This is a genomic window from Akkermansia sp. GGCC_0220 (assembly GCF_017566105.1).
Lineage (GTDB): Bacteria > Verrucomicrobiota > Verrucomicrobiia > Verrucomicrobiales > Akkermansiaceae > Akkermansia > Akkermansia massiliensis.
On sequence record NZ_JABFCI010000004.1, the window covers coordinates 74,503 to 101,189 of the forward strand.

The window sequence follows — 26,687 nt, forward strand, 5'->3', positions numbered from 1 at the left end:
AAAACTTTTAATATATGTCTGATACCCCCACCATCAGGGAAATGCACGGTCTGAGCGACAAGCCCCGGACCTTTGACCAGGTTGCCATCACCGTGGCGGACCCGGATACCATCCGCAGCTGGTCCTTCGGTGAAGTCGTCAACCCGGAAACCATCAACTACCGCACGTTCAAGCCGGAAAAAGGCGGCCTGTTCTGCGAACGCATCTTCGGGCCCACCCGCGACATGGAATGCGCCTGCGGCAAGTACAAGCGCATCAAGCATAAGGGCATCACCTGCGACCGCTGCGGCGTGGAAGTAACCAACGCGCGCGTGCGCCGCGAACGAATGGGCCATATTGAACTGGCCGTTCCGGTTTCCCATATCTGGTTTTACAAATGCATGCCCAGCCGCATTGGCCTTATGCTGGACATGACAGCCCGCCATTTGGAACGCGTGATTTACTATGAAGACTACATCGTGGTAGATCCCGGCAGTACCCCTCTGGAAAAGGGGGCCATCCTGACGGAAGAAGAATTCCGCAATGCGGAAGACGAATACGGCTATGACAGCTTTGAAGCCGGCATGGGCGCGGAAGCCATCCAGAAAATGCTGGCGGCCATTGATCTGCCCACCCTCGTCGCGGATCTTCAGGAACAGCTGGACAATACCAACTCCAAACAGAACAAACGCAAGATTGCCAAGCGTCTGAAACTGGCCCAGGGGTTCCTTCAGTCCAACACACGCCCGGAATGGATGATTTTGAACGTTCTGCCCGTCATTCCTCCGGACCTGCGCCCGCTGGTTCCTCTGGAAGGCGGCCGTTTCGCAACGTCCGACCTGAATGACCTGTACCGCCGCGTCATCAACCGCAACAACCGCCTGAAAACCCTCCTGAGCCTCAAAACTCCGGAAGTCATCATCCGTAATGAAAAACGCATGCTTCAGGAAGCCGTGGATGCCCTGTTTGACAACGGCCGCCACGGCCGTGCCGTCACCGGCGCCGGCAACCGCCCCCTCAAATCCCTCTCCGACATGCTGAAGGGCAAGGGAGGCCGTTTCCGCCAGAACCTGCTCGGCAAGCGCGTGGACTACTCCGGCCGCTCCGTTATCGTCATCGGCCCGGAATTGAAACTCAACCAGTGCGGTCTTCCCAAGAAGATGGCGCTCATTCTGTTTGAACCCTTCATCATCCACCGTCTGAAAGAGCTGGGTTACGTGCACACGGTGCGCTCCGCCAAGAAGCTCATTGACCGCAAGACGCCGGAAGTGTGGGATATTCTGGAAGAAGTGACCAAGGGCCACCCGGTCATGCTCAACCGCGCGCCCACCCTGCACCGCCTCTCCATCCAGGCTTTTGAACCGGTTCTGATTGAAGGTTCCGCCATCCGTCTGCACCCGCTCGTCTGTAATGCGTACAACGCGGACTTCGACGGCGACCAGATGGCTGTGCACGTGCCTCTGTCCGTGGAAGCGCAGATGGAAGCCCGGCAGCTCATGCTGGCGCCCAATAATATTTTCTCCCCTGCTTCCGGCAAACCCATTGCCACACCCACGCAGGACATTATTCTGGGCGCGTACTTCCTGACGCACACCCGTGCTGCGGAAGTACAGAACAATCAGGATAATCATCACCATCTTCCCCTCTTCGAATCCATTGACGAGGTGGAATACGCCATTGCCGCCCGCAAAATCGGCTACCATGACTGGATCCGCCTGCACAACCCGGACTACGGCAAAAAGCCTTCCGAAGTAGTGTATGGGGATGTCACCAAGAAGGTTATCATCACTACTGCCGGACGCGTGCGTTTCAATGAAATCTGGCCCCGGGAACTCGGTTATATTAACCGCAACGTAGGCAAGAAGCAGATGGGCGACATCATCTGGCGCTGCTACCAGACCGTCGGCAAGGAACGTACCGTGCAGACTCTGGACGCCCTGAAAAACCTGGGCTTCAAGGAAGCAACCCGTTCCGGCTGCTCCATCGGCATCGTGGACATGGTGGTTCCCTCCCAGAAAAAGACGGAAATTGAAAAAGCCTATGCGGAGCTGGACAAGGTGACCCGCCAGTATAAGAACGGTATTATCACGGATGGGGAACGCTACCAGAAGGTGGTGGACATCTGGACCCAGACTACGGATGTCATCCAGGCGGCTCTGTACCGCAAGCTGGAACACAACGAAGGCTCCAAGATGGCCAGCCCGCTCTTCATGATGGTGGACTCCGGAGCCCGAGGCAACAAGGCGCAGATCAAGCAGCTCTCCGGCATGCGCGGTTTGATGGCGAAACCCAGCGGCGAAATTATCGAACGCCCCATCACGGCCAACTTCCGTGAAGGCCTTTCCGTGCTGGAATACTTCATCTCCACCCACGGCGCCCGCAAGGGTCTGGCAGACACCGCGCTGAAAACGGCGGACTCCGGCTACATGACCCGCAAACTCGTGGACGTGGCCCAGGATGTCATCGTCCATGCGGAAGATTGCGGCACCAGCAACGGCATCACCGTTCACGCCATCTATGACGGCGACGAAGAAGTGGCGTCCCTTGCCTCCCGTATCTACGGCCGGACTTCCTGCGAACGCATCGTTGACCCCGTCAGCGGCGAGGTTATCGTAGACATCAACGACCTCATTAACGAAAAGCAGGCGGAACAACTGGAAAAAATCGGCATTGAACGGCTGAAAATCCGCTCCGTACTCACCTGCGAACTCAAAAAGGGCTGCTGTGCCAAGTGCTACGGCCTGAACCTGGCCACCGGACAGGAAGTGAAGATCGGGGAAGCGGTCGGCATTATTGCCGCCCAGTCCATCGGCGAACCCGGCACGCAGCTCACCATGCGTACGTTCCACGTGGGCGGAACGGCTACCACGGCGTTCAAGCAGCCCATCGTGAAAGCCAAGAACGACGGCCGCGTTATCTACACGGAAGATCTCCGCACGGTGGAAAACGCAGACGGTAACTTCGTCGTCCTGAATAAAAACTGCTCCGTCCGCATCGAAAACGAACAGGGCCGCGAACTGGAATCCTACCAGCCCGTCATCGGCACCATCCTGTACGTGCCCAACGGCGGCACTATCAAGAAGGATGAAACCCTCGCCACCTGGGATCCGTACAATGTGCCCGTGATTGCAGAAAAGGGCGGCATCGTCGAATTCAAGGATATGATCGTCGGCATCACCGTTTCCAAGGAAACGGACCGGGAAACCGGTGCCTCCTCCCTTGTCGTGATGGAACACAAGCAGGAACTTCACCCGCAGGTGGTCATCCGCGATGCCAAGACCCGCGAAGTTCTGGCTCATCATGCCATTCCCGCAGGCGCCAACCTCACCGTGAAGGACGGAGAAACCATCTCCGCCGGCACAATGGTGGCCAAGACGCCCCGCAAGGTAGCCAAGACGAAGGACATCACCGGCGGTCTGCCCCGCGTGGCGGAATTGTTCGAAGCCCGCAAGCCCAAGGACGCCTGCACCATTGCACGCGTGGAAGGCATTGTGCGCCTCAGTAGCAAGAATACCTCCCGCGGCAAGAAGGTCATTACCATTGAAACACCCACGGGCGAACTGGTGGACCATCTGGTTCCGATGAACAAGCACGTTATCGTTCATGAAGACGACCATGTGCATCTGGGCGACCAGCTTACGGAAGGCCCCGTCTCTCCGGAAGAAATTCTGGATGTCTGCGGCAAGGAACGCCTTCAGGAACACCTCGTCAACGAAGTTCAGGAAGTGTACCGCCTCCAGGGTGTGGAAATCAACGACAAGCATGTGGAAATCATCGTGCGCCAGATGCTTCGCAAGGTAGTCATCACGGAACCCGGCAATACCGAATTCCTGTGGGGAGACCAGGTGGACAAGACTACGTTCGACCGCATCAATGAACAAACCGTAGCCCAGGGCGGCCAGCCGGCCGCAGCCAAGCCCGTTCTGCTCGGCATCACGAAGGCCTCCCTGGAAACGGAATCCTTCATTTCCGCGGCATCCTTCCAGGATACCACGCGCGTTCTGACGGAAGCATCCACCCTCGGCAAGACCGATACGCTGGAAGGCTTCAAGGAAAACGTCATCATGGGCCACCTCATTCCCGCCGGCACCGGATTCTCCCGTTACAGCAAGATTGAAGTGGAACCCGCAGAGGGCGCAGAAGAAATCGCGTCGGCCAGCGAAGAAGAGGAAGCGGCGGAACTTGCCGAAGACATGTTGAACGATACCATCAACTTCGACAACGAACGCTAACCTGTTCTCTCCACCCACACTTCAAGGGCCGCTCCCCGTTTCCGGGGGGCGGTCTTTTTTATGTCTTCTCCGCGTTATTTCACGAAAAGAGGAAAAGCGGATTGAAAATTCGGCGATGATTCCAATATTGGCCCATGCAATATAAAATTTGATATTTTATATTCAAAATGAAAGTCTTATAGTATACCTCCCTTGCTTCAAGGGGGGAGGTAAATGAAAAGGTGAAAATCCCATTTTAGAAATTTAAAAAATCATAATGCACTTACAGTAAAAGTATGAGAATCCGGGAACTGGTATTTTCAACTTGACATCGAATTTTCAATCCGTTATATACATAAAAAATTAACATCTAATATTTTTATAATGCGTCTCCATCTGCCTATTACCCTGCTGGCGGCTGTTCTGGCTTGTTACACCAGTGTTTCCCTGGCCGTCCCAACATCTGAATCCCCCGCATGGGGAGCGAACTCCACCTTTAATAACAATGAGCCCGCCAATGAGTATTCAGTTACTGGGAGCCAATCCGTCAACCTTGATGTAAATTCAGGAAACAACAATTATTCCACAGGACTTTATATCGGAGCAGGCTCCTCGTTTACCATTAATCAGAATACGAACGGCGCCTGTACCATCAATTTGAACGGGGCATTTGCCGGAGAAGGAAATTTGACGCTGGTAGCGGCTAACGGCAATGCCGGCTATGCCTCCAAGTTTGTGCTTGGTTCCCAGGAAAGCAGTTTTTCCGGGAACATTATCCTTTCCCAGAAGGGGACGCAGCCCGGCGGGGCCATTCTCCAGATTACGGGAACGGCTCTCGCCAACGCAACGGTAGATTTGTCAGGCTCAATCAATCAAAGTTCCAGCGCCCTGACGTTGCAAATTTCCAATGCCGCCTCTCTGGCCGGTTTAAATGATGCTGACGGCTTCGGCGGAACACATAAAGGACGCGTCCAGTCGGCTAATTCCTCCAGAGCGAATCTTACCCTGACGGGCAACGGAAATTACACGTATGGGGGAAGTATCGGGGCAACCACGCAGCATTCCGGAGTAAACGGCAACACTACTCCCACGGGAGGAATAAATCTGATTATGGCCGGAACAGGCACGCAAAACCTGACGGGAACCGTCATCAACGCGAATATTACGGCCCAAGGTGGCACCTTGAAAATCAACAATTCTTCCCTGGCCTATTCCGGAATAATCATCATGGCGGGAGGAACGCTGGATTTCACCTCCGCCACTCTGGGGGCAAATTCCGTTCTGAACATGAACGGCACCGGCATATTGAAAAACGCAGCAATTGACAGAGCCAAGCTAACCTATACGGAATCCGGTTCCTCCTTTACCAAGGAAAATGTAACTTTCACTTCAGGCACCATTGACATCGGCGGCGCGCTTGACAGCCTGGTAGAGGGAGAGCAGGGATACACGTTTGATTTAGGGAACAACCTTGGTACGAATTTTACCGTATTGGGCTTAGAGACAGGGCAATATAGAATAGAAGGCAACGTGCTGACGATAGAAGACGAGGCGATATCCCGTGTGACGTGGGTATCTGCGGGAGCGGGAGGGACATTGGAAAAAACGGTCAAGAATGCCTTTACGCTGGCTCTTGGGGAGGGAAGTGCGGCCAACGTCAGCCTGGGCTATCTGAACGGTACGCTGACGACGAGCGGGGACAAAGTCTATCAAATCACCAACACCGGCGGAACCAAAATCAACCTGTCCGGGGTATACAACAGCGGGGCGACGCTGCCGTCCGGCAACCTCAACTACCAGGGGGACATCTGGATGGACATCAACGGAGGAGCATTCGGCATCATCGCCGGAGGTGTCACCAATGAATGGAGCACCAACCTCCAGACCAGCACGCTGACGGGAGACACCCATGTGCAGCTTTCCGGAAACGCCACGGCGGAACACGTCATCGGCGGGAACAACAAGGGAGCGTCTACAACATTAACGGGAAACACCAACGTTACCGTCAAGGATAACGCCATCGTGGCGGGAGCCATCATCGGCGGGAGCACCTCCGCCCACAACGCCGTCACCACCATCACGGGCAACACGAGCGTGCTGGTAACCAATGTCCAATATTCCAACACGGCCCAGAAACTGGATGGGGGACTCTCCAACTCATACATCATCGGAGGAAGCTCCTGGTCAAGCAATACCACTTCCGGAACAACGATTCAAGGCAGCACGTCGGCTACAATCAACCTGAACGGAATCACGCTTTCCGGAACAGAGGAACACAACAGCTTCGTCAAAACAATCATTGGCGGCAGTTATGGCAATGTAAACAACGCCGGAACGGTCAACAACATCAACGGAGACACCTCCGTTTCCATCATCGGCAGGGAAGGAATCACCTTCACGGGGGACATCATTGGGGGTTCCTTTGAAAATTCAGGCCAGGCCCAATACACGATTGGAGGAAATTCCTCCATCTCCATTAGCGGAGGCTCCACCTTCACCGGCAACATCTACGGTGGCTCCTACTCCAAAGTGCCAGGAAACACAGGCAGCACCATGACCACTGCAGGCAATATCACGGTAGAACTCGGAACAGGCGCCTACCTGGGAGACATCTACGGGGCGGGCAACTGTGGCACGGCAGGAGGCGACGTCCTCGTCTCGCTGACGGGAGGAAGCGTCTTTGGGGCGGAAGGGGAACAAAGCGGCATCACCATCGGCGGAAGCGCCGGAGCGGCGGTCGAAGGAAACAGGACGCTGGAACTCAAGGGAACCTTTGGAACCGGGGACTTCCAAAACGTCACCTTCACCCGGTTTGATGAAATCAATATCGCGCAGGAAGGAGCCTCGGCCACCATCTACGCGCTGACCGACAGCCCGGCCCTGACCAAAACGGGAGCGGGAACCCTGACACTCGGGGCGGACGCGGCAGGAGCGGAAACCATCCTTGACGGAACCACGGAAGGAATCACCATCTCGGAAGGCAGCCTGAACCTCTCCGGCGCCGGCGGCAGCCATATGAAAGGAACGTGGAACATCGCCTCCGGCTCCCGTCTCACCGGAGTCAGCGGAACCGTAACCGTAGGAGAAGGAGGCCTGGACGGACTGACCATCGCCCTGGGAACGGAAAACATCGGCCAGGACACGCAGGCGTCTGGCGCCGTCATCAGCAACGGCAGCGGAACGGGAAGCGACCCGAACCTGTCCATAAAGGGGGAAGGGCTGACGCTGGACCTGAGCAACGACGCCGTCGTCAACCTTCTGCTGGACCACAAAACCGACGACTCCTCCAGCTACCTGACCCTGACCAGCGGAACGCTGACCGTCGGCGACCTGGGCGACATCGCCTTCACGACCGACCTTCTGTCCAACTACGGCATCCGGGTCACCGGAACGGACGGAGGAAGCCTGGTGCTCAGCGGAGCGGCCACCGGCCTCTACCGCGTGCAGGAGGAAGGAGGAAACGCCCATGAAGTCAACTCCTATCAAACGCTCTCCGGCTACGCCGGCGTCGTCATCGGCGGCGGCCAGACCCTGACGGTCAACCTGGCCGGAGCCCCGGGCGAATCCGACGGACAGGGAGCTAAAATCAACAACCTGATGGGAGCCACGGGCAGCAGCCTAGTCGTCAACAACACCGGAGACGGCACGGCCGTCGTCATCCTCAACAACAAACAAATGACGACGGGAGAAGACGATATCGACCCGGCCGGCCAGGACACCGTCATGGGCGGCAGCATCACGGGAGGCAACAACGTCGCCTTCATCAAGGAAGGAACCGGGACGCTGACGGTCGGAGGAACGATGGACGTGGAAACCCTCGCCCTGCGTGAAGGAAACATCGTCCTCAACGGCGCGTCAAACACCCTGGACACCCTCACTCTGGAAGGAGGCGGCCTGACCATCAACGGCAACGCCGAAGTCGGAACCATCACCGGCACGGAAGCCGGAGGCTCCCTGACCATCCAGGGAACTCTCAACCTGACTGGAACAGGCGAAATAAACGACGGCTCCATCACCGGAACCGGCACCCTCCGCATCCAGGAAGGAGCGGAACTGGCCCTGGGCGGAGAAGCCCGGCTGGACGGAACCTCAGTCACCGCCGACGGCACGCTGACCCTCACCGGAACGGAATCCGGCACCATCAGCAGCCTCTCCGGCAGCGGCACCCTGTCCATGAACGGAGGCCGCCTCTCCATCTCCTCGGCAACAACCTCCTCCGGAACCTTCTCCGGCACGCTGGCAGGCAGCGGCACCCTGGACATCTCCGGGCAAGCCACCCAATACCTGCAAACCGGCAATAAGGACTACGACCTCGCCGTCCGTGACGGAGGCGTCCTGGTCCTGAAAGGCGCCGCGGACGCCCCCACGCTGAACTACAACAGCATCACCGCCGGAAACAACGGCACCCTGCGTATTGAAGCCACCGGGGACGCCCAGGGCAGCGCCAACACCACGCTCAACGTGGAAAACATCACCTTCCAGAACGGCTCCACGACGGAACTGATCTACAACTTCAACCAGGACGCCCCCTTTGGCGCCCCCATGCTGACGGCGGGCACCATCACCGTGCAGGACGGAGCCGGCTTCCTCCTCTCCAACATGGAAGGAAACGCCGCCATGAACGCGGGGAGCGACCTCCATGACGTCGTCCTGATGAGCGCTACCGGCAGCATCAGCGGCCTGGAAGACGGGCAGAGCCTCGCCGCCCGGATATCCGGCCTCTTCGCCGTCTACTACCAGGACGCCACACTGAGCCGCGACGGAAACGACATCCTGCTCAATGCCACACTCCGGCAGGAAAACCTCTTCGCCTCCGCGGCCGACACGTGGAACTCCGCCGCCGGAGCCGGCCTGCTCTGGGAAGCCCGCAAAAACCTGGACCCCGACTCCCAGCTGGCCCAATTCATGAACGGCGTCAGCACCATGATTACGGGAGATAATCCCGACTTGGCGGGGGCATCCAGGGCTTTGGCAGCAGTGGCTGGGAGCACGGTCAACGCGCTGGGGACGGCACAGAGGGACGCCCTGCGCGACCAGATGGGCTGGATCAGGAACCGGACCACCCTCATGGGCGTCAACCCGGCCTACGTCAACGACGACCTCCCCCGCTTCCACATGTGGATGGAAGGCACGGGCTCCTACGCCAAACTCGACACCCGTGGCGATGAAAGCGGCTACCAGCTCACCACCTGGGGAGGCACCGTGGGCATGGACGCGGACCTCAGCGACCGCCTCACGGTGGGAGCGGCCTTCACGGCCGGCTACGGCGACCTGACGGCCAGCGCGGCGGACAGCGCCGACGGGCACCTGGACAGCTACTACGCCAGCCTCTTCGGGCGCTATCAGAACAAACGCTGGGCGCACACGCTCATCCTGACGGGAGGATGGAACGACGCGAAACTCAACCGTACGGTCAACTACGGGGAAGGAAGCTACGGGACGCAGGGAAGCACCAGCGGGTGGGGCTTTGGAGCGATGTACGAACTCACCTGCGACGTGTACCTCGACGAAAACCGCAGCAGCGTGCTGCAGCCGCTGTTCAACGCCTCGGTGGTGACGACGCGGATGGACGGCTATGAGGAAACGGGAGCGGGCAACGCGGGCCTGAACGTCGGCCGGCAGGACTGGACGACGGGGACGCTGGCGCTGGGCGGCCGTTGGATGGGTCTGATAGGCAGCAACATCTTCGGCCGGGAATCGCTGGCGGAAATCCGGGTCAACGCGGCGCAGGACCTGGGAGACCGGAGAGGGGAAACGAACGTCTCCCTGCTGGGCAACCCCGGCTTCGCGCAAAGCGTGAGAGGGGCGAAAACGGGAACGACGGCGCTGCAGCTGGGAGCCGGACTGAGCGTGCCTGTAGGAACGAAGGGAACCATCTACGTGAACGGGAACGCGGACATCCGTGACGGGTCCAGCTCGGTCAACGGAAGCGTCGGCTACCGCTACGACTTCTAAAAGAAAGAAAACCCAAGGAGAAGGCACCCCACCTACCCCCGAAAAGCCTTCCTCCTGGCCCTCCAGAGCCGCTCCGGAACAACTCCGGAACGGCTCTGAGTTTTTGTTTATCGGAAGATTATTCCTTTGACCTGTTTCCAAAAAGGACGATTAATTCAAATGACGTTTTACAAGAACAAACGGCCAAGATATCAACATTTCTGTTGCGGAAACCATTGTATCCGGCAGATGATCAATTAGGAAACAATTTCTCATTCATTTCCAGAGGAAACCTGCTCTGTAAAAAAATTCCAAAAACAAAGATAACATCCGAATGAAGAACAAAAACATCCCGGCCTCTCTATTTGGAAGAATAAATCTGAAGCATGGCGAAAAACAATTTTCCGGGCAGTTTTTCTTTCCATAGCCGGGAATACTCGATTCCCGGTACATTGCATTCTGTTATCCCCCTCCAGTAAAAATAAAAAAGACGGCCTCCATGCGGAGACCATCCTATGATTAATTTGTCTGCCGGCAGGATGCCTTAAGACCGGCGACGGCGCACCATCAGGGCGGCCAGTCCCAGCAGTCCCAGAGAAGCCGTGGCAGGTTCCGGCACTGAAGCCAATTCTCCCGTCATGGAAGCCGTGAATATAGAATCATTACCCCTTCCCTGATTTGACTCAACGAATACATAAACGTTTTCAGAAGTCAGTTTGTTTCCGGAAAGATCTGCCGTCACAGTAATCGTGCCGGACGTCGCCTGCGACTCTACCGCCTGCCAGCCATTTTCCGTCTGGTAGGCCAGATAAACCCGATAAGTGCCGCCGGTGGAGGTAGCCAAATCCACTGTGAATGTCAGAGAAGAAAAAGCATCAGCAGAATACCCCGCAGCATCCAGGGAAACTTTGAGGCCTACGCCGGAACCGCCATATCCCTGCCTATTGGTATAGGTCACCGTTACAGAACCGTCTTCGTTCCCAACAGCGCTTTTAAAATAACTTGAGGTTTCAGAAGATGTATTGGCTTTAGATCCGCACCATCCGGAAGAATTCGCCAACCACTCATTCAAGTGATTCGCCATGGCGGAAGGATCGCCACGGTAGGCTTGGAAGGAAGAATTAACATCGCTTCCTGAATCATACCCTGACAGATCAATCTGGACGGTTGCGGCCGTTGCGGAAAGAGCGGCAGCCCCCAGCAATACAATTGTGGTTCCCAGTATTTTTTTCATCGTTTACTAATGTTAGTAACTATAAAACGGAGATAGCGGATTTTGAATCCGAATTTATCGATAAAATATTTATTGTTAAAAAATTACAATAAATAATATATCAAAAATTATAGATAGAATATCGGTAAGAACAAAATACTGATTTCTATAATTTTCTTACCACCAATTTTTTTTATTGATACCGGATTCAAAATCCTATTTGTTGAAGAATCAACGTCTCCCATCCGATCCGATTTTTCAAGACAGACGGGGTCATTAACAAATTCAAAACAGTTGTGCTGACGTTTCCCCTGTAAACAAATCGAAGTCCGTTAAAAAAGAATCCGCGGATTCCACTGGCACCAACAAACCCGTTAACATTGCAAATACCGGTATCAAGAAGAATGACGCCGCTATGAACGGCGCATTCCTTCCGCAACCTCAGGGAATGAATGCCGCTGCCGGTCCGCAGGATGCTCTGCTCTTTCGGCCATCCTGGCCGTGAAGCCGAAACGGCAGGCATCATTCATTGTCCATGAAATAGGCCTGCAAAATACAAATGATATGCAGGACAATAGGAACGAGTGCAAAGATGAACCAATACAGGAGGCCGTAAGCCGCACCTACCACCAGGAACCAGAGAATGGCCTGGACAAAGTGGCCCTTGTACAACTGGCCGAGGCCGGGAATAAATAGGCTTAAAATGGCTGCTAAAAAAGATTTCATATGCTGGCTGGGTAAGAAATGGCCGCACGGGAAAAGGTTCGCGTGCCTGTACCAGTTGAGAGCCTTCCTTCTTCCCTCACGTTCAATCTCCCGGCGCAGCCCCTGTCATGAATGACGGTTTTCCCGGAGCGAATGAAGCCGACGCGGCAGGGAACGGGAGGCAGTCATGTTCAAGTCTTGACCGCCGCATGGGCTATGTTACCCTCCCCGCGCACAGGGCACTCATGTTAGAAGGGTAGAGACCACCATGTCCATTGAACTGACTCGCAATTTCTCCATTATCGCTCACATCGACCACGGAAAGACCACCCTTTCCGACCGGCTGCTGGAAAAGACGAATACCATTTCCGAACGGGAGAAGCAGGATCAGCTTCTGGACGCCATGGACCTGGAGCGGGAAAAGGGCATCACCATCAAGTCCCACCCCGTTACCATTTTCTACAAGGCCGGGGACGGAAAGACTTACAAGCTCAATCTGCTGGATACGCCGGGCCATGTGGATTTCTCCTATGAAGTGTCCCGTTCCCTGGCGGCATGCGAGGGAGCCCTTCTTATTGTGGACGCAGCCCAGGGAGTGGAAGCCCAGACACTTGCCAACATGCACCTGGCCATGGATCTGAACCTGGCCATTATCCCCGTCATCAATAAGATTGACCTTCCCAGCGCCAACCTGCCCAAAGTGTACCGCCAGCTGGAGGACATCGTCTGCATCCCCCATGAGGAAGCCATCCATGCCTCCGCCAAGATGGGCATCGGCATTGACGATATTCTGGAAGCCGTTGTTCAGCGCATCCCTCCGCCTAAAACGGAGCAGGACGGCCTTCTGCGCGCCCTGGTGTTCGATTCCGTTTACGACGCCTACCGCGGCGTAGTCTCCTATGTGCGCGTCATTTCCGGCAGCGTGCACCGCGGCATGAAAGTCAAACTTTTCGCAACGGACGAAGTGTATGAAGTGAAGGAAGTGGGTATCTTCACCCCCAAAATGACCCGAACGGATTCCCTGGAAGCCGGCGACGTAGGCTACATCATCGCCAACATGAAATCCGCGGCGGATGTCAAGATCGGGGACACGTATACGGATTACATGCGCCCCTGCCCATCCCCCCTGCCCGGTTTCAAGGAAATCCGCCCCATGGTCTTTTCCGGCATTTATCCGGTGGATTCCTCCGATTTTGAAGCCCTGAAAGCGGCCATGGCGAAGCTTCAGATTAATGACGCCGCTTTCTCCTTCCAGGCGGAATCTTCCGTAGCTCTGGGCTTCGGGTTCCGTTGCGGCTTCCTTGGCCTGCTCCATATGGAAATCATCCAGGAGCGTCTGCGCCGGGAATTCAACATGGATATCATCTCCACCTACCCCTCCGTGATTTATGAGGTCACCAAGACCAATGGAGAGGAAATCAATGTGGACAATCCCAGCCTGCTCCCGGAACCGCAGGAAATTCAGGAAATCCGGGAACCTATCGTCAAGGTGTTCATTATGCTTCCTGGGGAATACATCGGGGATATCATGCAGCTTGTCCTGGAAAAACGCGGCAGCGTGGACAATACGGAGACCATTGACGATATGCGCGTAATGCTCACCTGCACCGTTCCTCTGGCGGAAATTCTGGTGGATTTCAACGACAAGCTCAAATCCATGACGCGAGGCTACGGCTCCATGGATTATGAATACGCCGGCTATCAGGCCGCCAAGCTCATTAAAATGGACATGCTCATCGCCGGGGAACCGGTGGATGCCTTCTCCATGATTGTTCACCAGGACAAGGCAGCCTCCCGCGGCAGGGAACTGGCGGAACGCCTGAAAAACGTCATTCCCCGCCAGCTCTTCACCGTCGCCATTCAGGCCTGCATTGGCGGAAAAATCATTGCCCGGGAAAGCATCTCCCCCATGCGCAAGGACGTGACGGCCAAATGCTACGGCGGGGACGTCACCCGCAAGCGCAAACTTCTGGAAAAGCAGAAGGAAGGCAAAAAGCGCATGAAGGCCATCGGAAAAATCAACATTCCGCAGGAAGCGTTCATCAAGGTGCTGAAAACGGGGGATTAACCCATTTTCTTTCCACAGGGCCGCTAAACGGGTGCTTTCCCTCTTCCTCCCGGTTTTATATCAGTTCTCCGTTTGAACATGGAGAGACTGTTTTCCCGGGGTTCTCTCGGCCTGTGTTTTGGCGAGCATTCATGCCCCTGCCAGCGGGGAGGATGAGGTCAGGATGGGTATTTACGAGCAGATCTTTCTTTTTGACGGCAAAACAACCGGAGACGTCACGCGCGTGGTAACACGCCGTCAGCAAATTATCGCCATACGGAACCGGAAGCAGAAGGAACAGGACGCCAAGAAACACTGAAACCGCCGCAGTCGTTGAACAATTCCCGGTTGCGCATTTTTTCCTGTTATGCTATCAGGTCAGTCATGAGTCTGCCAAGGCTGTCCATGCTCTTTCTTGCTTCCGCCGCCCTCTGCTCCTGCGTAGGGACCTCTCCGGAACAGGAAGAACCGAAGGTAAAAAAAAGCCTTTCGGAATACATGCAGGACAATAAGGCCAATTCCATCGCCAATGTTCCGACGGGGCTGTTGAGCACTACTCCGAATCAGCAACAGGCCACCCATCTTACCGCCACCACACAGGAGGAAATGACCAAGGCAGACAGTGGGGCCATCTATTACACGGACGCTCATGACCCGGACGCCCCCATCCCCGGGCTGGAAGAGGCTTTCGCCCAGCGTAAGGAAAACGAACGCTGGATTCAAAGCTATCCCACCGCCCTCCGGGAAGCCCAGAGTTCCGGAAAACCCATTCTCATCTGGTTCCACCATTCCGTGGGCAGCCCTCCCAGCAAAAAACTTGGAACCGAACTTCTCCATACGAAGGAATTTGAAGACTGGGCAAAAAAGAATGTCGTCCGCGTCTGTTACGACCAGGCGGAAAAATTTGAAAGCGAACCTGTTTACAGGAAGCGCCAGAAGATGCTGGAGTATGTGAAAAAGGCTCCCTCCCTGTTTGGCGTGAGAGGAACGCCCGTGCTTCTGGTCATGTCTCCGGACGGCTCCAAAGTGGATACGCTGCGCGGTTACTACACCGGACAAAACGCCCTTTACTTTGACCAGATCAAGAACAGCGTCAAACTGGCGAAGCAACAATATGAAGAGTTTAAAAAAACGCTGATTCCCAAAGGCTACCGGGTCTGGACAGGAGTCAACGGAAATACCGTCTTCGCCAAGCTTTCCCGTTATTCGGAAAAGACCCAGACCCTCTGGCTTCAGGAGCTGGACGGACACCAGAGCAGAACATCCCTGAAAAGGCTCAGCCTTGAAGACAGAACATGGCTCCTGGAACAGAAAGAATCCCATGAAAACAACGGTCGGAACAAGCGCTCCGGCCCACGTGGCACCTGAACGGCTTTTCCCCTGCCGTCCGGCTGCGGAACGGTTTATTCATGGGCTTCCGCTCCATCCCCATTTTTGTATTGAAATATGAAACTGATGTTTTATTTTTCCTAAAACTCTCTTCCAGCATTTTTTCTTTCGGGGATGTGGTCTTTTCCGTACCGGCAGGAATGCCCTTGCGGACAAATTCCGCCGCTTCCCCCTCTCCAACCATTGCCTGTTTAATTCATGATTTTAACAATGAACCGTCATGCCGCCATCGCCCTGATGCTTGCGGCCTGTCCCCTGTCCGCTTCCGCGGACCAGCCTCAAAAGCAGACGCCGGACCAGCGCCCCAACATCGTGGTCATTGTCACCGACGACCATTCCTACCAGACCCTGGGCACCTGTGAAAAGGATTCTCCCATGCCTTATCCAAACTTCCGCAAACTGGCGGACGAAGGCATGGTCTTTGACCGGAGCTACTGCGCCAACTCCCTGTGCGGACCTTCGCGGGCTTGTATTTACACTGGCCGCCACTCCCATATGAACGGGTACCTCTTCAACGAACATGCGGCTCCCTTTGACGGTTCCCAGCCCACTTTCCCGAAAATGCTCCAAAAGGCCGGTTACCAGACAGCCATTGTCGGCAAGTGGCACCTGGAAGCCATTCCGCCGGGCGCCAAGGGAGATACGTCCAAATATGAATCCGACCCCACCGGATTCGATTACTGGGAAATTTTCCCCGGCCAGGGCAACTATTTCAATCCGGATTTCATCACTCCCGGCAAGGACGGCAAACGCGTGGTGAAAACGGAACCCGGCTATGCCACGGAACTGGTCACGCAAAAAAGCCTCAAATGGCTGGACCAGAGGGACAAGGACAAACCCTTCATGCTCGTCGTGGGCCACAAGGCACCCCACCGTTGCTGGTGCCCCTCCATTCAGAATCTGGGCCGCGCCAAACAGTATGCGGACGCCATTGACCCGCCCGCCAATCTGGAAGACGATTTTGCAGACCGCCCGGAATTCCTGAAAATGACGGAACAAACCCTGCTCAACCATTTCAACGTATGGTCTGACGAGCACCTGATCAAGGAGGTGGTCCCGGAAGACATCCAGAAAATGCTTTCCTGCCCGGAATCCAAGACCCTGCATACTCAGTATGACTGGGAAATGCCGGAATGGGTGCGCATGGACCCGCAGCAGAAGGAAGCCTGGTACAACTATCACAAGGCCCGTACTGTACAGCTTGTCAAAGATATTAAAAACGGGAAAATCAAAACGCAGCGCGACATTTTGCTGCGCCGCTGGCGCCATTATATGGAAGACTATCTGGGCACCGTTCTTTCCGTGGACGAAAGCGTCGGCCAGATCATGGACTATCTGAAACAGAACGGCCTGGACAGGAATACGCTGGTGCTCTACTGCGGAGACCAGGGATTCTACATGGGCGAACACGGCCTGTACGACAAGCGCTGGATTTTTGAAGAATCCTTCCGCATGCCCCTCATCATGAGATGGCCGGGCCACATCAGGCCGGGCGTGCGCTCCTCCGCCATGGTGCAGGAACTGGATTATGCTCCCACTTTCTGCGACGTAGCCGGGGTAAATACCAAGGAAAATATGAATACCTTCCAGGGCCGCAGCCTCACTCCCCTGTTCAAGACCGGAGAACATCAGGATTTCAAAAACCGTTCTCTTTACTACGCTTTTTACGAAAATCCGGGTGAACACAACGCTCCGCGCCATGACGGCCTGCGCACGGACCGCTACACGCTGTCCTATATCTGGACCAGCGACGAATGGATGCTTTTTGACAACCAGAAGGACCCGGCCCAAATGCACAACGTCATCAACAAGCCGGAATATGCGGAAACCGTGAAGGAGCTGAAGGAACTGTACGGCAAGCTCCGCAAGGACTGCCAGGTGCCGGAAGGCTTCCCGGGAGCCACGGGCAAGCTGGCCGTCAAGCCGCAGTGGGACTGCGCACCCGCCAAAGACTGAGAACTTCCACGCCCCGGTTCCTTTTGAAAGAACGCTTTCCGGGTCCAACCCGGACGGCGGCGGAACGGAATCCGTACATCCTCCCAAACAACAACCATCACCAAACATCATCACATGAAAGCATTAATGCTAGCGGCCGCGTTCCTGGGCTCCCTCTGCTGGGCCGGAACCAATCCCTACAACATCATTCCGGAACCCGTCAAAGTGACGGCGGCCTCCGGCACCACCAAAAACCTCAAAATCCTGAACGAACAGAAGGTCGCCGGGCTGGGAAACGAGGGCTACACCATGAAGCTGACGCCCGGCGGCGTGGAGCTCCGCTACAGCACGCCCAACGGGAAAGCCATGGCCATGGCTACCCTTCTCCAGCTTCAGGACCAGCTCTCGGACACGCCGGAGGGCCTCCCCTGCGGCAGCATCCAGGACTCCCCGGACTTTGGCTGGCGCGGCATGATGGTGGACGTGGGCCGCTACCACTACCCGATGAAGGAGCTCTACAACTTCGTGGACGCCATGCACTACTACAAGTACAACGTCCTGCACCTCCACCTGACGGAAGACCAGGGCTGGCGCCTCCCCGTGCCGGGCTACGACAAGCTCCGCACGATTGGAGCGGTCCGCCCTTCCGCTCCGGAAGGCCAGAACAACTCCCTGCTGGCCAATGAAGGCATGTACTCCAAGAAGGAACTCCAGGACCTGGTGGCCTACTGCAAGGCGCGCGGCATCCAGGTGCTGCCGGAAGTGGAAATGCCGGGCCACAACATGGCCCTGGCCGCATCCTACCCCGAATTCTGCTGCAACACCAAGCGGGCCCAGGTATGGACGCACGGCGGCGTTTCCTCCAAGCTGATCTGCCCGCAGAAACCGGGCACCAAGAAATTCCTCAAGGACACCTTTGACACCGTCAACCAGATATTCCCCTTCTCGTACGTCCACATCGGCGGGGACGAATGCCCCATGGGCGACTGGAAGAAGTGCCCGGACTGCCAGGCCGCGCGCGCCAAGAAGGGCCAGGGGGACGACGTGGAAGCCCAGATGAGCGACTTCACGAAGAGCCTTGGAGCCATGCTTGCCAAGAACAAGAAAAAGCCCATCCTGTGGTACGACATCAACAAAGGCTACTACCACAAGGGGGAAACCGTCATGTCCTGGCTGCCGGGAGAATTCCCCCGCTGCATTGACAAGACGAAGGAACAGGGCATCGACCTCATCGTCACTCCCCAGTACAAGTACTACCTGGCCCGCACCCAGATGAAATTCCCGGCGGACGACGTGCGCGCCCGGCCCGGCGGCGGCCCCATCCTGCTGAAAGACTGCTACAACTTCGACCCCCGCAACGGGCGTGACAAGAACGACGTCAAGCACATCAAGGGCATCAACCTCTGCATGTGGGCGGAATGGATTCCCTCCGGGGAACTGCTGATGTACATGACCTATCCGCGCGCCATGGCGGTCTCTGAAACCGCTTGGGGCAGCCATAAGGACCGCCCCAGCCTGGAAGACTTTGAAAAGAAGATGGAAACCCATAAGAAGCGCTTCCAGAAGCGCTTCGGCTACACCCTGGAACGCACGGTGGAAAACAAGCCCTACCGGGAATCCTCCATCACCCAGGAAGAAATAGACCGCATCAACGCGAACTATAAGAAGGGCCAGCAGGACGCGGGCAAATAACCTTTTCCAGCCTCTCGCCACCATCTGATTCCTTCAAGGCCGGGGACGCGCGCAGCCGCAGGTCCCCGGCCTTCTTTTCCCGCTTGACCGGAGGGCCCTCTTCCCTTCTAATCGTTCCGCCATGTTACACCTTTACGATACCCGCACCAGAACGGCACAGGACATTTCCCCCATGGACGGAAAAACGCTGCGTTTCTACTGCTGCGGACCCACGGTGTACGGCCCCGCCCACATCGGCAACTTCCGGACCTTCGTGATGCAGGATATTTTCCGCCGCGTTCTGGAGCTGGGCGGAACCCCCACCATGCACGTCCGCAACCTGACGGACGTGGATGACAAGACCATCCGGGATTCCCAAAAAGCCGGAGTATCCCTGGCGGAATTCACCGCCGGCTGGGCGGACCTGTTCCACCGGGACTGCACCGCCCTCAACTGCCTTCCACCCCACGTGGAACCCTCCGCCGTAGGCCACATTCCCGAACAGATACGGATGGTCCAGGCTCTGGTGGAAAAAGGCCATGCCTATGTCTCTGAAGACGGTTCCGTGTACTTCAGGATCTCCTCCTTCCCGGAATACGGAAAGCTTTCCCACCTGGATGAACGGGAACTGGATCTGGGCAAAACCGCCAATGCCCGGTCCAACGCGGATGAATATGAAAAGGACTCCGTGGCGGACTTCGTCCTGTGGAAAAGCCGCCGCCCTGAAGACGGGGACAATTTCTGGCCCTCCCCCTGGGGGGAAGGCCGCCCCGGCTGGCACCTGGAATGCTCCGCCATGATCCACAAATACTTCGGCAATGACTTCGATCTCCACTCCGGCGGCGTGGACCTGGTGTTCCCGCACCATGAAAACGAGGTTGCCCAGTCCCGCTGCGCCTGCGGCGGCGGTTTTGCGCGCCTGTGGTTCCATATCACGCACCTGCTGGTGGACGGCGGCAAGATGTCCAAATCCCTGGGCAACATGTACACCCTGGCGGACCTGGATAAATTGGGCCACAAGCCGTCAGCCGTCCGGTACGTGCTGGCAGGGGGCTATTACCGCCGCCCGCTGAACTTCACCCTTTCCTCCCTGGAGGACGCCAAAGCCGCGCTGAACCGCCTGTCCAAATTCGACGCGCAGCTCCGGAACGCCTCCGGAACGGACTCCGTTCCGTCCTATGAGGAATTCTGCGCCGCCCCCCCGGAACCGGGCATCTTCCAGCCGGCCTGGGACAGCCTGAATGATGACCTGAACACTCCGGAAGCCCTGGGCCACGTCTTCAGCGCCATCAGGAAGGCGGATGTTCCCTCCCTGACTCCGGAGGAAGCGCGCCGCATGCGGAACGCCTTCCACTTCATTCTGGCCGCTTTCGGCATTCTTCTGCCGGAAGAGGAACAGGCGGAAGCGCCGGAGAACGTGCGCACCCTGGCGGAACAGCGCTGGCAGGCCAGGCAGAACCGGGACTGGGCGGAAGCCGACCGCCTGCGGGCGGAAGTAACGGCGCTGGGCTGGACCATCAAGGACCGCAAGGACGGATACGACCTGGCGCGCAACTGAACGGCATGGACGCTTTCTCCCCTATCCCCAACCACACGGGCTTCACGGCCAGGAGCCTGTTCACGGATGCGCAGGGAACCCTGAAGGACGGAGCCTTCGCCAACATGGAACCCGGAGGCGGCGGCCCTCTTTCCCCGCACCGCCACGCCCACGCCCATTTATTCATTGTCACCCGCGGAACGGTCGTTATCCTGCTTGACGAAGAGGAAAAAACGGTCCGTGAGCATGAATCCCTGCTCGTGCCCGGCGGCGGCCGTCATGCCGTCTGGAACAGGAGCGCGGAACCGGCGGAAATCGTAGGCCTTACGCTGGAAGCCGCCCGCGCCCCCCAACTACCTACAACCCGATGAACTCCCGCCAACGCACGCTGGGCCATGCCGCCGCCCTGATGACCATCCTGATCTGGGGGACCACCTTCGTGTCCACCAAGGTGCTTCTCCGGGACTTTACCCCCGTCACGGTGCTCTTCACCCGCTTCGTGATCGGGTACGCTTTCCTCTGGTGCCTGAAGCCGCGCCTGCTTCCGCTCTCCGGCTGGAAAAAGGAACTCCTGTTCGCGGGAGCGGGCCTCACCGGCGTCACCCTGTACTTCCTGCTGGAAAACATCGCCCTGACGTACACCTTCGCCTCCAATGTGGGCATCATCGTGGCCGTGGTGCCTTTCTTCACGGCTCTTCTGGCCCACTTCCTGCTGAAAGGGGAGGGCTTCTCCCGCCGCTTCTTCCTGGGCTTCGCCGCCGCCTTCACAGGCATCTTCCTCATCATGGCGAACGGCGCCTTCGTGCTGGAACTGAACCCGGCGGGGGACGTGCTGGCTCTGGGCGCGGCCTTCGTCTGGGCGGTCTATTCCATCCTGATGAAAAAAATCGGCGTCAACACGTCCAACATGATCATCTGCACGCGCCGCATCTTCTTTTACGGCATCGTGCTGATGATTCCGGCCCTGTTCGTCCTTCCGGTGAACATGGACTGGCATCTGATGGTGAAGCCCGTCAACGCCCTCAATCTGCTGTACCTGGGCCTGTTTGCCTCCGCCCTGTGCTTCCTCTCCTGGAACCGCGTGGTGGAAATCCTGGGAGCCGTCAAATCCAGCGTGTACATTTACATGGTTCCGGTCGTGGCCGTAGTGGCCTCCGCCATCATCCTGGGGGAACGCCTGACCTGGATATCCCTGACGGGGATTCTCCTGACCCTCTGCGGCGTCACGATTTCCGAGTACAGGAAAAAAACGCGGAAGAGCGTCAGAGAAAAGGGAGAAAAGCCCGTTCTGCAAAAAGGCTGATTCCCCCTGCTTTCCGGAATCATGCTGTTTTTTCCAGGAAGAAAAACGGCTGGCGAATATTCCCGGACGGAATGCCTCCGGCGTTGCAACGCTTTCCGCCCCCAGAGCATGGTTGTTCTTTTTCATGCTTCTGATTCATTCGCCAGGATAACAGGCATGCCATGCGCCTGTTATCTTCCGTTTCAGGCAAACATTCATTCTATTATACCGTGGCAGGATGTCTGTTAGCGGATTAGATATCCGCAGACAACAAAATTTTTTGAAAAAAAACGAGTTTCACCGCGGGAAAAGGGGAATAATCAGAAATACGTTCAAGATGCAATGAAGTTCCGTATTCATGAATCATTGAGGATGTGTTCCATCATTCACTTCCATTTTCCCTTCTCCGTTACCGGATATCTAATCCGCTAGTATGGCGCGCATGAAAAAGCTTCTTTCCATCCCAGCTTTTTTACTGTGCATTTCCGGCGTACAAGCGGCAACGACATTGTATGAAACCCAGTTCCGCCAGACCGCCATCAATGTGGACAGTGACTTTCTGGACGGCGCTTCCGTCTCGCTCACCAATCCTTCCACATCCCTTTCCGGCAATTTGGCCGCGGACCTCCTTGTCCCCAATGTCCAAATGCAGAATAACAACGCCGGATGGACCGTCACCTTTTCCTTCACGGCTACGCAGGACATCATCATCTCTTCCCTGAACCTGGGCTTCCAATTCGTCACCGGTACCGGAACACGGCACGGAAACACGGATTCCAAAACGGGAACCGCTACCGTCACGCTGGCCGCCGGAGATTCCTCCGCCACGGCTGATCTGAGCTTCGAACGCGTCCAGGCCGACAAGAACGGCACGCCGACAGCGGACATCCAGCAAGCCTCCTTCAATACCCCGGTCACGGTCAAGGCGGGAGAAACCTTTACCCTCACCGTGAACGCCAAGGCACCCAACACCGGGGGCACCTTCCTGGGGCTTTCCCAACTGGCCCTCCACGGGGACGCAGTGCCGGAACCGGCCACAGCCTCCCTCGGACTGCTCGGACTGGCCGCCCTGCTCCTGCGCCGCCGCGTATAAGCGGGAGCATCATTTAATCTCTGCTTTATTCCTTTACTAAAACAGGACCGTCCCCCACCGGGAAACGGTCCTGTTTTTTTAAATAAAAATCCGCTCAATTTCCGGAAACGTTTCTTTCCGCCTCTTCTTCAATACGGGCTTCCGTCTCTTCAATCTTTTCTGAAAGATCGGCCCACTGCGTAAAACAGGTTTCCAACTGGCGGTCCGCCTGCTGGAACCGGGTGGTGAGCTCCATGACGGCCTCCGTATCAGCCGCCACCTCCGGACGTTCCAACTGGGAGGTGATCTCCGTCTTTTCCGTTTCCAGACGCGCTATCTCCGCTTCCAACTGTTCCAGTTTTTCCTGGAGGGGACGGAGCAGGCGCGCCTTTTTCTGGCGGATTTCCGCCTCCATGCGTCTGCGCGCCTTGCGGTCCGCCCCGGCTCCCGGGTCAGCCGCTCCGGAGACGGCAGACGCAGCGGAGGAAGCCAGGGCCTGGTCCCGCTCCACCTTCTCCAGATAATCGGAAACGTTGCCTATGTAAACGCGCGGTTTCTCTCCCGGCACGAATTCCAGCACCTTCGTCACAATGGGGTCCAGGAAGCTGCGGTTGTGGGAAACGATGCAGTAGGAACCCGGATATTCGGACAGCGCCTGCTGAAGCACCTGCTGGGACTGGATGTCCAGGTGGTTCGTCGGCTCGTCCAGAATCAGGAAATTGGCCGGATGCAGCAGCATGCACACCAGCGCCACGCGGGAGCGTTCCCCCCCGGAGAGCACGCCCACGCGCTTGTGCACGTCGTCCCCCCGGAACAGGAAGCAGCCCAGCAGGTTCCGCACCATGGGCGCGGATTCCCGCGTAGCGGCCCCCTCCACGCATTCCAGGACGGTCTTTTCCGGGTCCAGGTCATCGGCATGCGTCTGGGAGAAAAAAGCGATCTGCGTATGGCGCCCCATCGTCACGCTCCCGGAGCTGGGCTCCTCCCCGCCGGAAATGAGGCGGGAAAACGTGGACTTTCCCGCTCCGTTCACCCCCACAATGGCGATGCGGTCCCCCTTCACGATTTCAAAATCCACATCCTCAAAGACGGAAATGGAGCCGTACCGCTTGGAAACCTTTTCCAGCCTGACCACGGAATGCGCGCCGGCAGGCGGGGTGGGAAAATGAAAATTCATCACGGCGTCATCCTCCTCCACCTCAATCAGCTCCACCTTCTCCAACTGCTTGATGCGGGACTGCACCAGGGAGGCCTTGGTAGCCTTGTAGCGGAACCGGTCGATGAACTCCTTCGTCTTGGCGATTTCCCGTTCCTGGGCCTTTTTCTGGCGCAGCAGAATCTCCTTCCGCAGCACGCTTTCCTTCAGGAAATAGGAAAAATTGCCCGCGTACTCCTCCGCGCGCCCGTGGTAAAAGGCAATCGTTCGGGAAACCAGGGAATCCAGCAGCGCGACGTCGTGGGAAATGAGGATGATGGCCCCCCGGTAGGTGCGCAGGTACTGTTCCATCCACCGCTGGGACTGAATGTCCAGGTGGTTCGTGGGTTCGTCCAGCAGCAGCACTTCCGGTTCCCGGAGCAGCAGCTTGGCCAGCGCAATGCGCATCTGCCAGCCGCCGGAAAATTCCCCGCAGTCCCGGTCAAAGTCCCGGTCCTTGAACCCCAGGCCGCGCAGGATGGACTCCGTGCGGGGGCGCAGCCGGGCGGAATCATGGGCGTGCAGCACCAGCTCCAGTTCCCCGATCTCGTTGAGCACTTCGGAATAGGCGGCGGAACGGGGGTCCAGTTTCTCCATCTCCTGCGTCAGGGCGTCAATGCGCTCCTGGAGGTCCATCAGGTCCGCAAAGGCGGACATGGCCTCGTCAATCAGCCTGCGCCCGCGGACATGGATGCCCTCCTGGGGCAGATAGCCCACCTGGGAGTGCCTGGACTTGATGATGGAGCCGGAATCCGGCTCATTCAGGCCGGCCATGCACTTCATCAGCGTGGACTTGCCCGCGCCGTTATGCCCCGCCAGGGCAATTCTTTCCCCATCCTCCACCGTGAAGGAAAGATCATTGAACAGGACGCGCGCGCCGTACTGCACGCGCAGATTTTGAACGGCCAGAACCATGTACCGAATGAGTAGAGAGAGGAAGGCGGCGGAACGCGGCGTTGCATCGCCTGTTCCGCCGCCAGGAAAAGCCGGATAAGCTTATTTGTCCAGAACCTTGTTCCACGCGGCGATGCGGTCGGCCTGCTCCGTGAACAGATCGTCCGCGCCATCTTCAATCGTGATACCGGAAATGGTATCCCCCTGCCCGATGGAATCCACCACGTCCTGGCCTTCCGTCACCTTGCCGAAGACGGTGTGCTTGCCGTTCAGCCAGTCGGTAGGTACATGCGTGATGAAGAACTGGGAACCGTTGGTGCCGGGTCCCGCGTTCGCCATGGAAAGCACGCCGGGGCCGTCATGCTTGAGGTCCGGGCGGCACTCGTCCTCAAAACGGTAGCCGGGGCCTCCCATGCCCGTGCCGGTGGGATCGCCGCCCTGGATCATGAAATTCGGAATCACGCGATGGAACTTGAGGCCGTCATAGAAGCCCCTGGAAGCCAGGTTCAGAAAGGAAGCCGCCGTCACGGGCGTCTTGGAAGCGAATACCGTCAGCTTGATGTCGCCCTTGGAAGTGTGGATGGTGATATTCTTGTCAGTTGCCATGGGTGCATGTTAAACGCGCGGAAAGGCATGGTAAAGACTGTATTGCGTGCTGCCGCCGGGCCTGCGCCCTCATTTCTCCGCCAGCCTCTTTTCCTCCTTTTCCATGCCGGGCAAGGAGGCCGCCCCCGCGGCGCCTACCTGTCATGACGGGCCCTAATGACAGGAGGAACGGTTGATTTTCTACCGGAAAGGGCCGAATTTGAATGATATGAGCGAAGAATTGGTAGAAGAATTCGTTACGGTTGAATCCATCTTTGTCCGTGGGCGCAACTGCCTGGCGCTGAAGGCGAAATTCTCTCCCCTGTTCACGGACTACTACCTTCATCTCATGCAGTACGGCCTGCGTAACGAGGAACCCTACGACAGCCTGCTGAAAGAGCTGATGGCCTACTTCACCCTCTACATGGTCGCGCGGCCCTGGGCGGAACAGCACGCCTGGACGGTCAACCTCAGAACGCCCGCCGTAGCCAACCTGTTCGTTACGGGCTCCTCCCTGACGGAATCCGTAGTGGGGCGCATCTTCACGCAGGACATCAAGGAGCCTGAGGAAAACACGCTGTACTCCACCCTGCTCCGCAAGGGCTTTGAACCGCGGTACTCCGTCGTCCCCATTCCGGGAACCTCCCCCGCCCGGTGGGTGGAGGAATTCTACAAGCAGAGCGAACAGAGAAACGCACGCTGCATTGAACTGCCGGATGAATGCTACACCATGGTGACGGCCCAGCCGGACGCGGATGAAGAATGGCTGAATTCCCTAACCCGGGAAAAAATGGCCCATCTGGAAGAGGATGAAGATACCCGAGTGCTGGAAACGCGCCGGTTCCGCTTTTACTGCGGCTGCACGCTGGACCGCATCCTGCCGACGCTCAAGGCGCTTCAGGAAAGAGAGGAAGACCTGTTCCAGGGGGAAGAGGCGCTGGAAGTCACCTGCCCCAGGTGCGCCGCCATTTACCGTGTGACGAAAGAAAATCTGGAAGATTGAGACATACATGATTTCTTTCTGACAATTAGCCTTTT

The 26,687-nt window shown here is 57.1% G+C and carries 16 protein-coding genes; 12 read left to right on the forward strand and 4 right to left on the reverse strand.

The features are described 5' to 3' along the window. Window positions 1-14 precede the first annotated feature (14 nt). Together rpoC and HJW02_RS04250 are read left to right on the forward strand one after the other, a co-directional pair. Entirely contained in the window at window positions 15-4,211 is a 4,197-nt protein-coding gene (gene rpoC / locus HJW02_RS04245; RefSeq protein WP_102739820.1) for a DNA-directed RNA polymerase subunit beta', read from the forward strand. 363 nt (window positions 4,212-4,574) lie between these two features. Continuing rightward, the gene (locus tag HJW02_RS04250) at window positions 4,575-10,145 is read left to right on the forward strand and encodes an autotransporter outer membrane beta-barrel domain-containing protein (RefSeq protein ID WP_208050603.1); all 5,571 of its coding nucleotides are present in this window, start codon (window positions 4,575-4,577) and stop codon (window positions 10,143-10,145) included. A gap of 523 nt (window positions 10,146-10,668) precedes the next feature. Here the strand turns inward: HJW02_RS04250 and HJW02_RS04255 are convergent. Next, complete coding sequence (locus tag HJW02_RS04255) at window positions 10,669-11,358, reverse strand: PEP-CTERM sorting domain-containing protein (RefSeq protein ID WP_123051842.1); 690 nt, start codon at window positions 11,356-11,358, stop codon at window positions 10,669-10,671. A gap of 501 nt (window positions 11,359-11,859) precedes the next feature. Then, window positions 11,860-12,063, reverse strand: coding sequence for a hypothetical protein (locus HJW02_RS04260; RefSeq protein WP_022197112.1), 204 nt, complete (start codon window positions 12,061-12,063; stop codon window positions 11,860-11,862). 247 nt (window positions 12,064-12,310) lie between these two features. On the opposite strand from HJW02_RS04260, the gene lepA reads away from it, so the two are divergent. From lepA to HJW02_RS04305, 9 genes are all read left to right on the forward strand, one after another. Further along, on the forward strand, window positions 12,311-14,110 hold the full coding sequence (gene lepA / locus HJW02_RS04265; RefSeq protein WP_102744340.1) for a translation elongation factor 4: 1,800 nt from the start codon (window positions 12,311-12,313) through the stop codon (window positions 14,108-14,110). Window positions 14,111-14,228: 118 nt separating this feature from the next. Beyond that, complete coding sequence (locus HJW02_RS04270) at window positions 14,229-14,408, forward strand: hypothetical protein (protein WP_102747550.1); 180 nt, start codon at window positions 14,229-14,231, stop codon at window positions 14,406-14,408. 65 nt (window positions 14,409-14,473) lie between these two features. After that, window positions 14,474-15,457, forward strand: a complete 984-nt coding sequence (locus HJW02_RS04275) for a thioredoxin family protein (protein ID WP_022197460.1) — start codon at window positions 14,474-14,476, stop codon at window positions 15,455-15,457. A gap of 231 nt (window positions 15,458-15,688) precedes the next feature. After that, window positions 15,689-17,434, forward strand: a complete 1,746-nt coding sequence (locus HJW02_RS04280) for a sulfatase (protein WP_102749284.1) — start codon at window positions 15,689-15,691, stop codon at window positions 17,432-17,434. Between the two features lie 114 nt (window positions 17,435-17,548). Then, entirely contained in the window at window positions 17,549-19,105 is a 1,557-nt protein-coding gene (locus HJW02_RS04285) for a beta-N-acetylhexosaminidase (protein ID WP_102727658.1), read from the forward strand. A 121-nt stretch (window positions 19,106-19,226) separates the two neighbouring features. Further along, window positions 19,227-20,642: a cysteine--tRNA ligase gene (gene cysS, locus HJW02_RS04290; protein ID WP_102721172.1), complete on the forward strand. Its 1,416-nt coding sequence runs from the start codon at window positions 19,227-19,229 to the stop codon at window positions 20,640-20,642. Window positions 20,643-20,647: 5 nt separating this feature from the next. After that, a complete protein-coding gene (locus HJW02_RS04295) occupies window positions 20,648-20,992 on the forward strand; it encodes a cupin domain-containing protein (protein WP_102728628.1) in 345 nt (114 codons plus the stop codon). Further along, window positions 20,989-21,924, forward strand: a complete 936-nt coding sequence (locus tag HJW02_RS04300) for a DMT family transporter (RefSeq protein WP_102728627.1) — start codon at window positions 20,989-20,991, stop codon at window positions 21,922-21,924. The genes HJW02_RS04295 and HJW02_RS04300 overlap by 4 nt, the downstream gene beginning before the upstream one ends. Window positions 21,925-22,345: 421 nt before the next feature. Beyond that, on the forward strand, window positions 22,346-22,996 hold the full coding sequence (locus HJW02_RS04305) for a PEP-CTERM sorting domain-containing protein (protein WP_180971104.1): 651 nt from the start codon (window positions 22,346-22,348) through the stop codon (window positions 22,994-22,996). Between the two features lie 94 nt (window positions 22,997-23,090). Here the strand turns inward: HJW02_RS04305 and HJW02_RS04310 are convergent, their stop codons facing one another. Beyond that, on the reverse strand, window positions 23,091-25,085 hold the full coding sequence (locus tag HJW02_RS04310) for an ABC-F family ATP-binding cassette domain-containing protein (RefSeq protein WP_102721168.1): 1,995 nt from the start codon (window positions 25,083-25,085) through the stop codon (window positions 23,091-23,093). A gap of 81 nt (window positions 25,086-25,166) precedes the next feature. Beyond that, window positions 25,167-25,670, reverse strand: a complete 504-nt coding sequence (locus tag HJW02_RS04315) for a peptidylprolyl isomerase (protein WP_022397903.1) — start codon at window positions 25,668-25,670, stop codon at window positions 25,167-25,169. 208 nt (window positions 25,671-25,878) lie between these two features. On the opposite strand from HJW02_RS04315, the gene HJW02_RS04320 reads away from it, so the two are divergent. Then, window positions 25,879-26,652 carry an Hsp33 family molecular chaperone HslO gene (locus HJW02_RS04320; protein ID WP_102721167.1) on the forward strand — a complete coding sequence of 258 codons (774 nt, stop codon included), beginning with the start codon at window positions 25,879-25,881 and terminating at the stop codon, window positions 26,650-26,652. The last annotated feature ends 35 nt before the right edge of the window (window positions 26,653-26,687 follow it).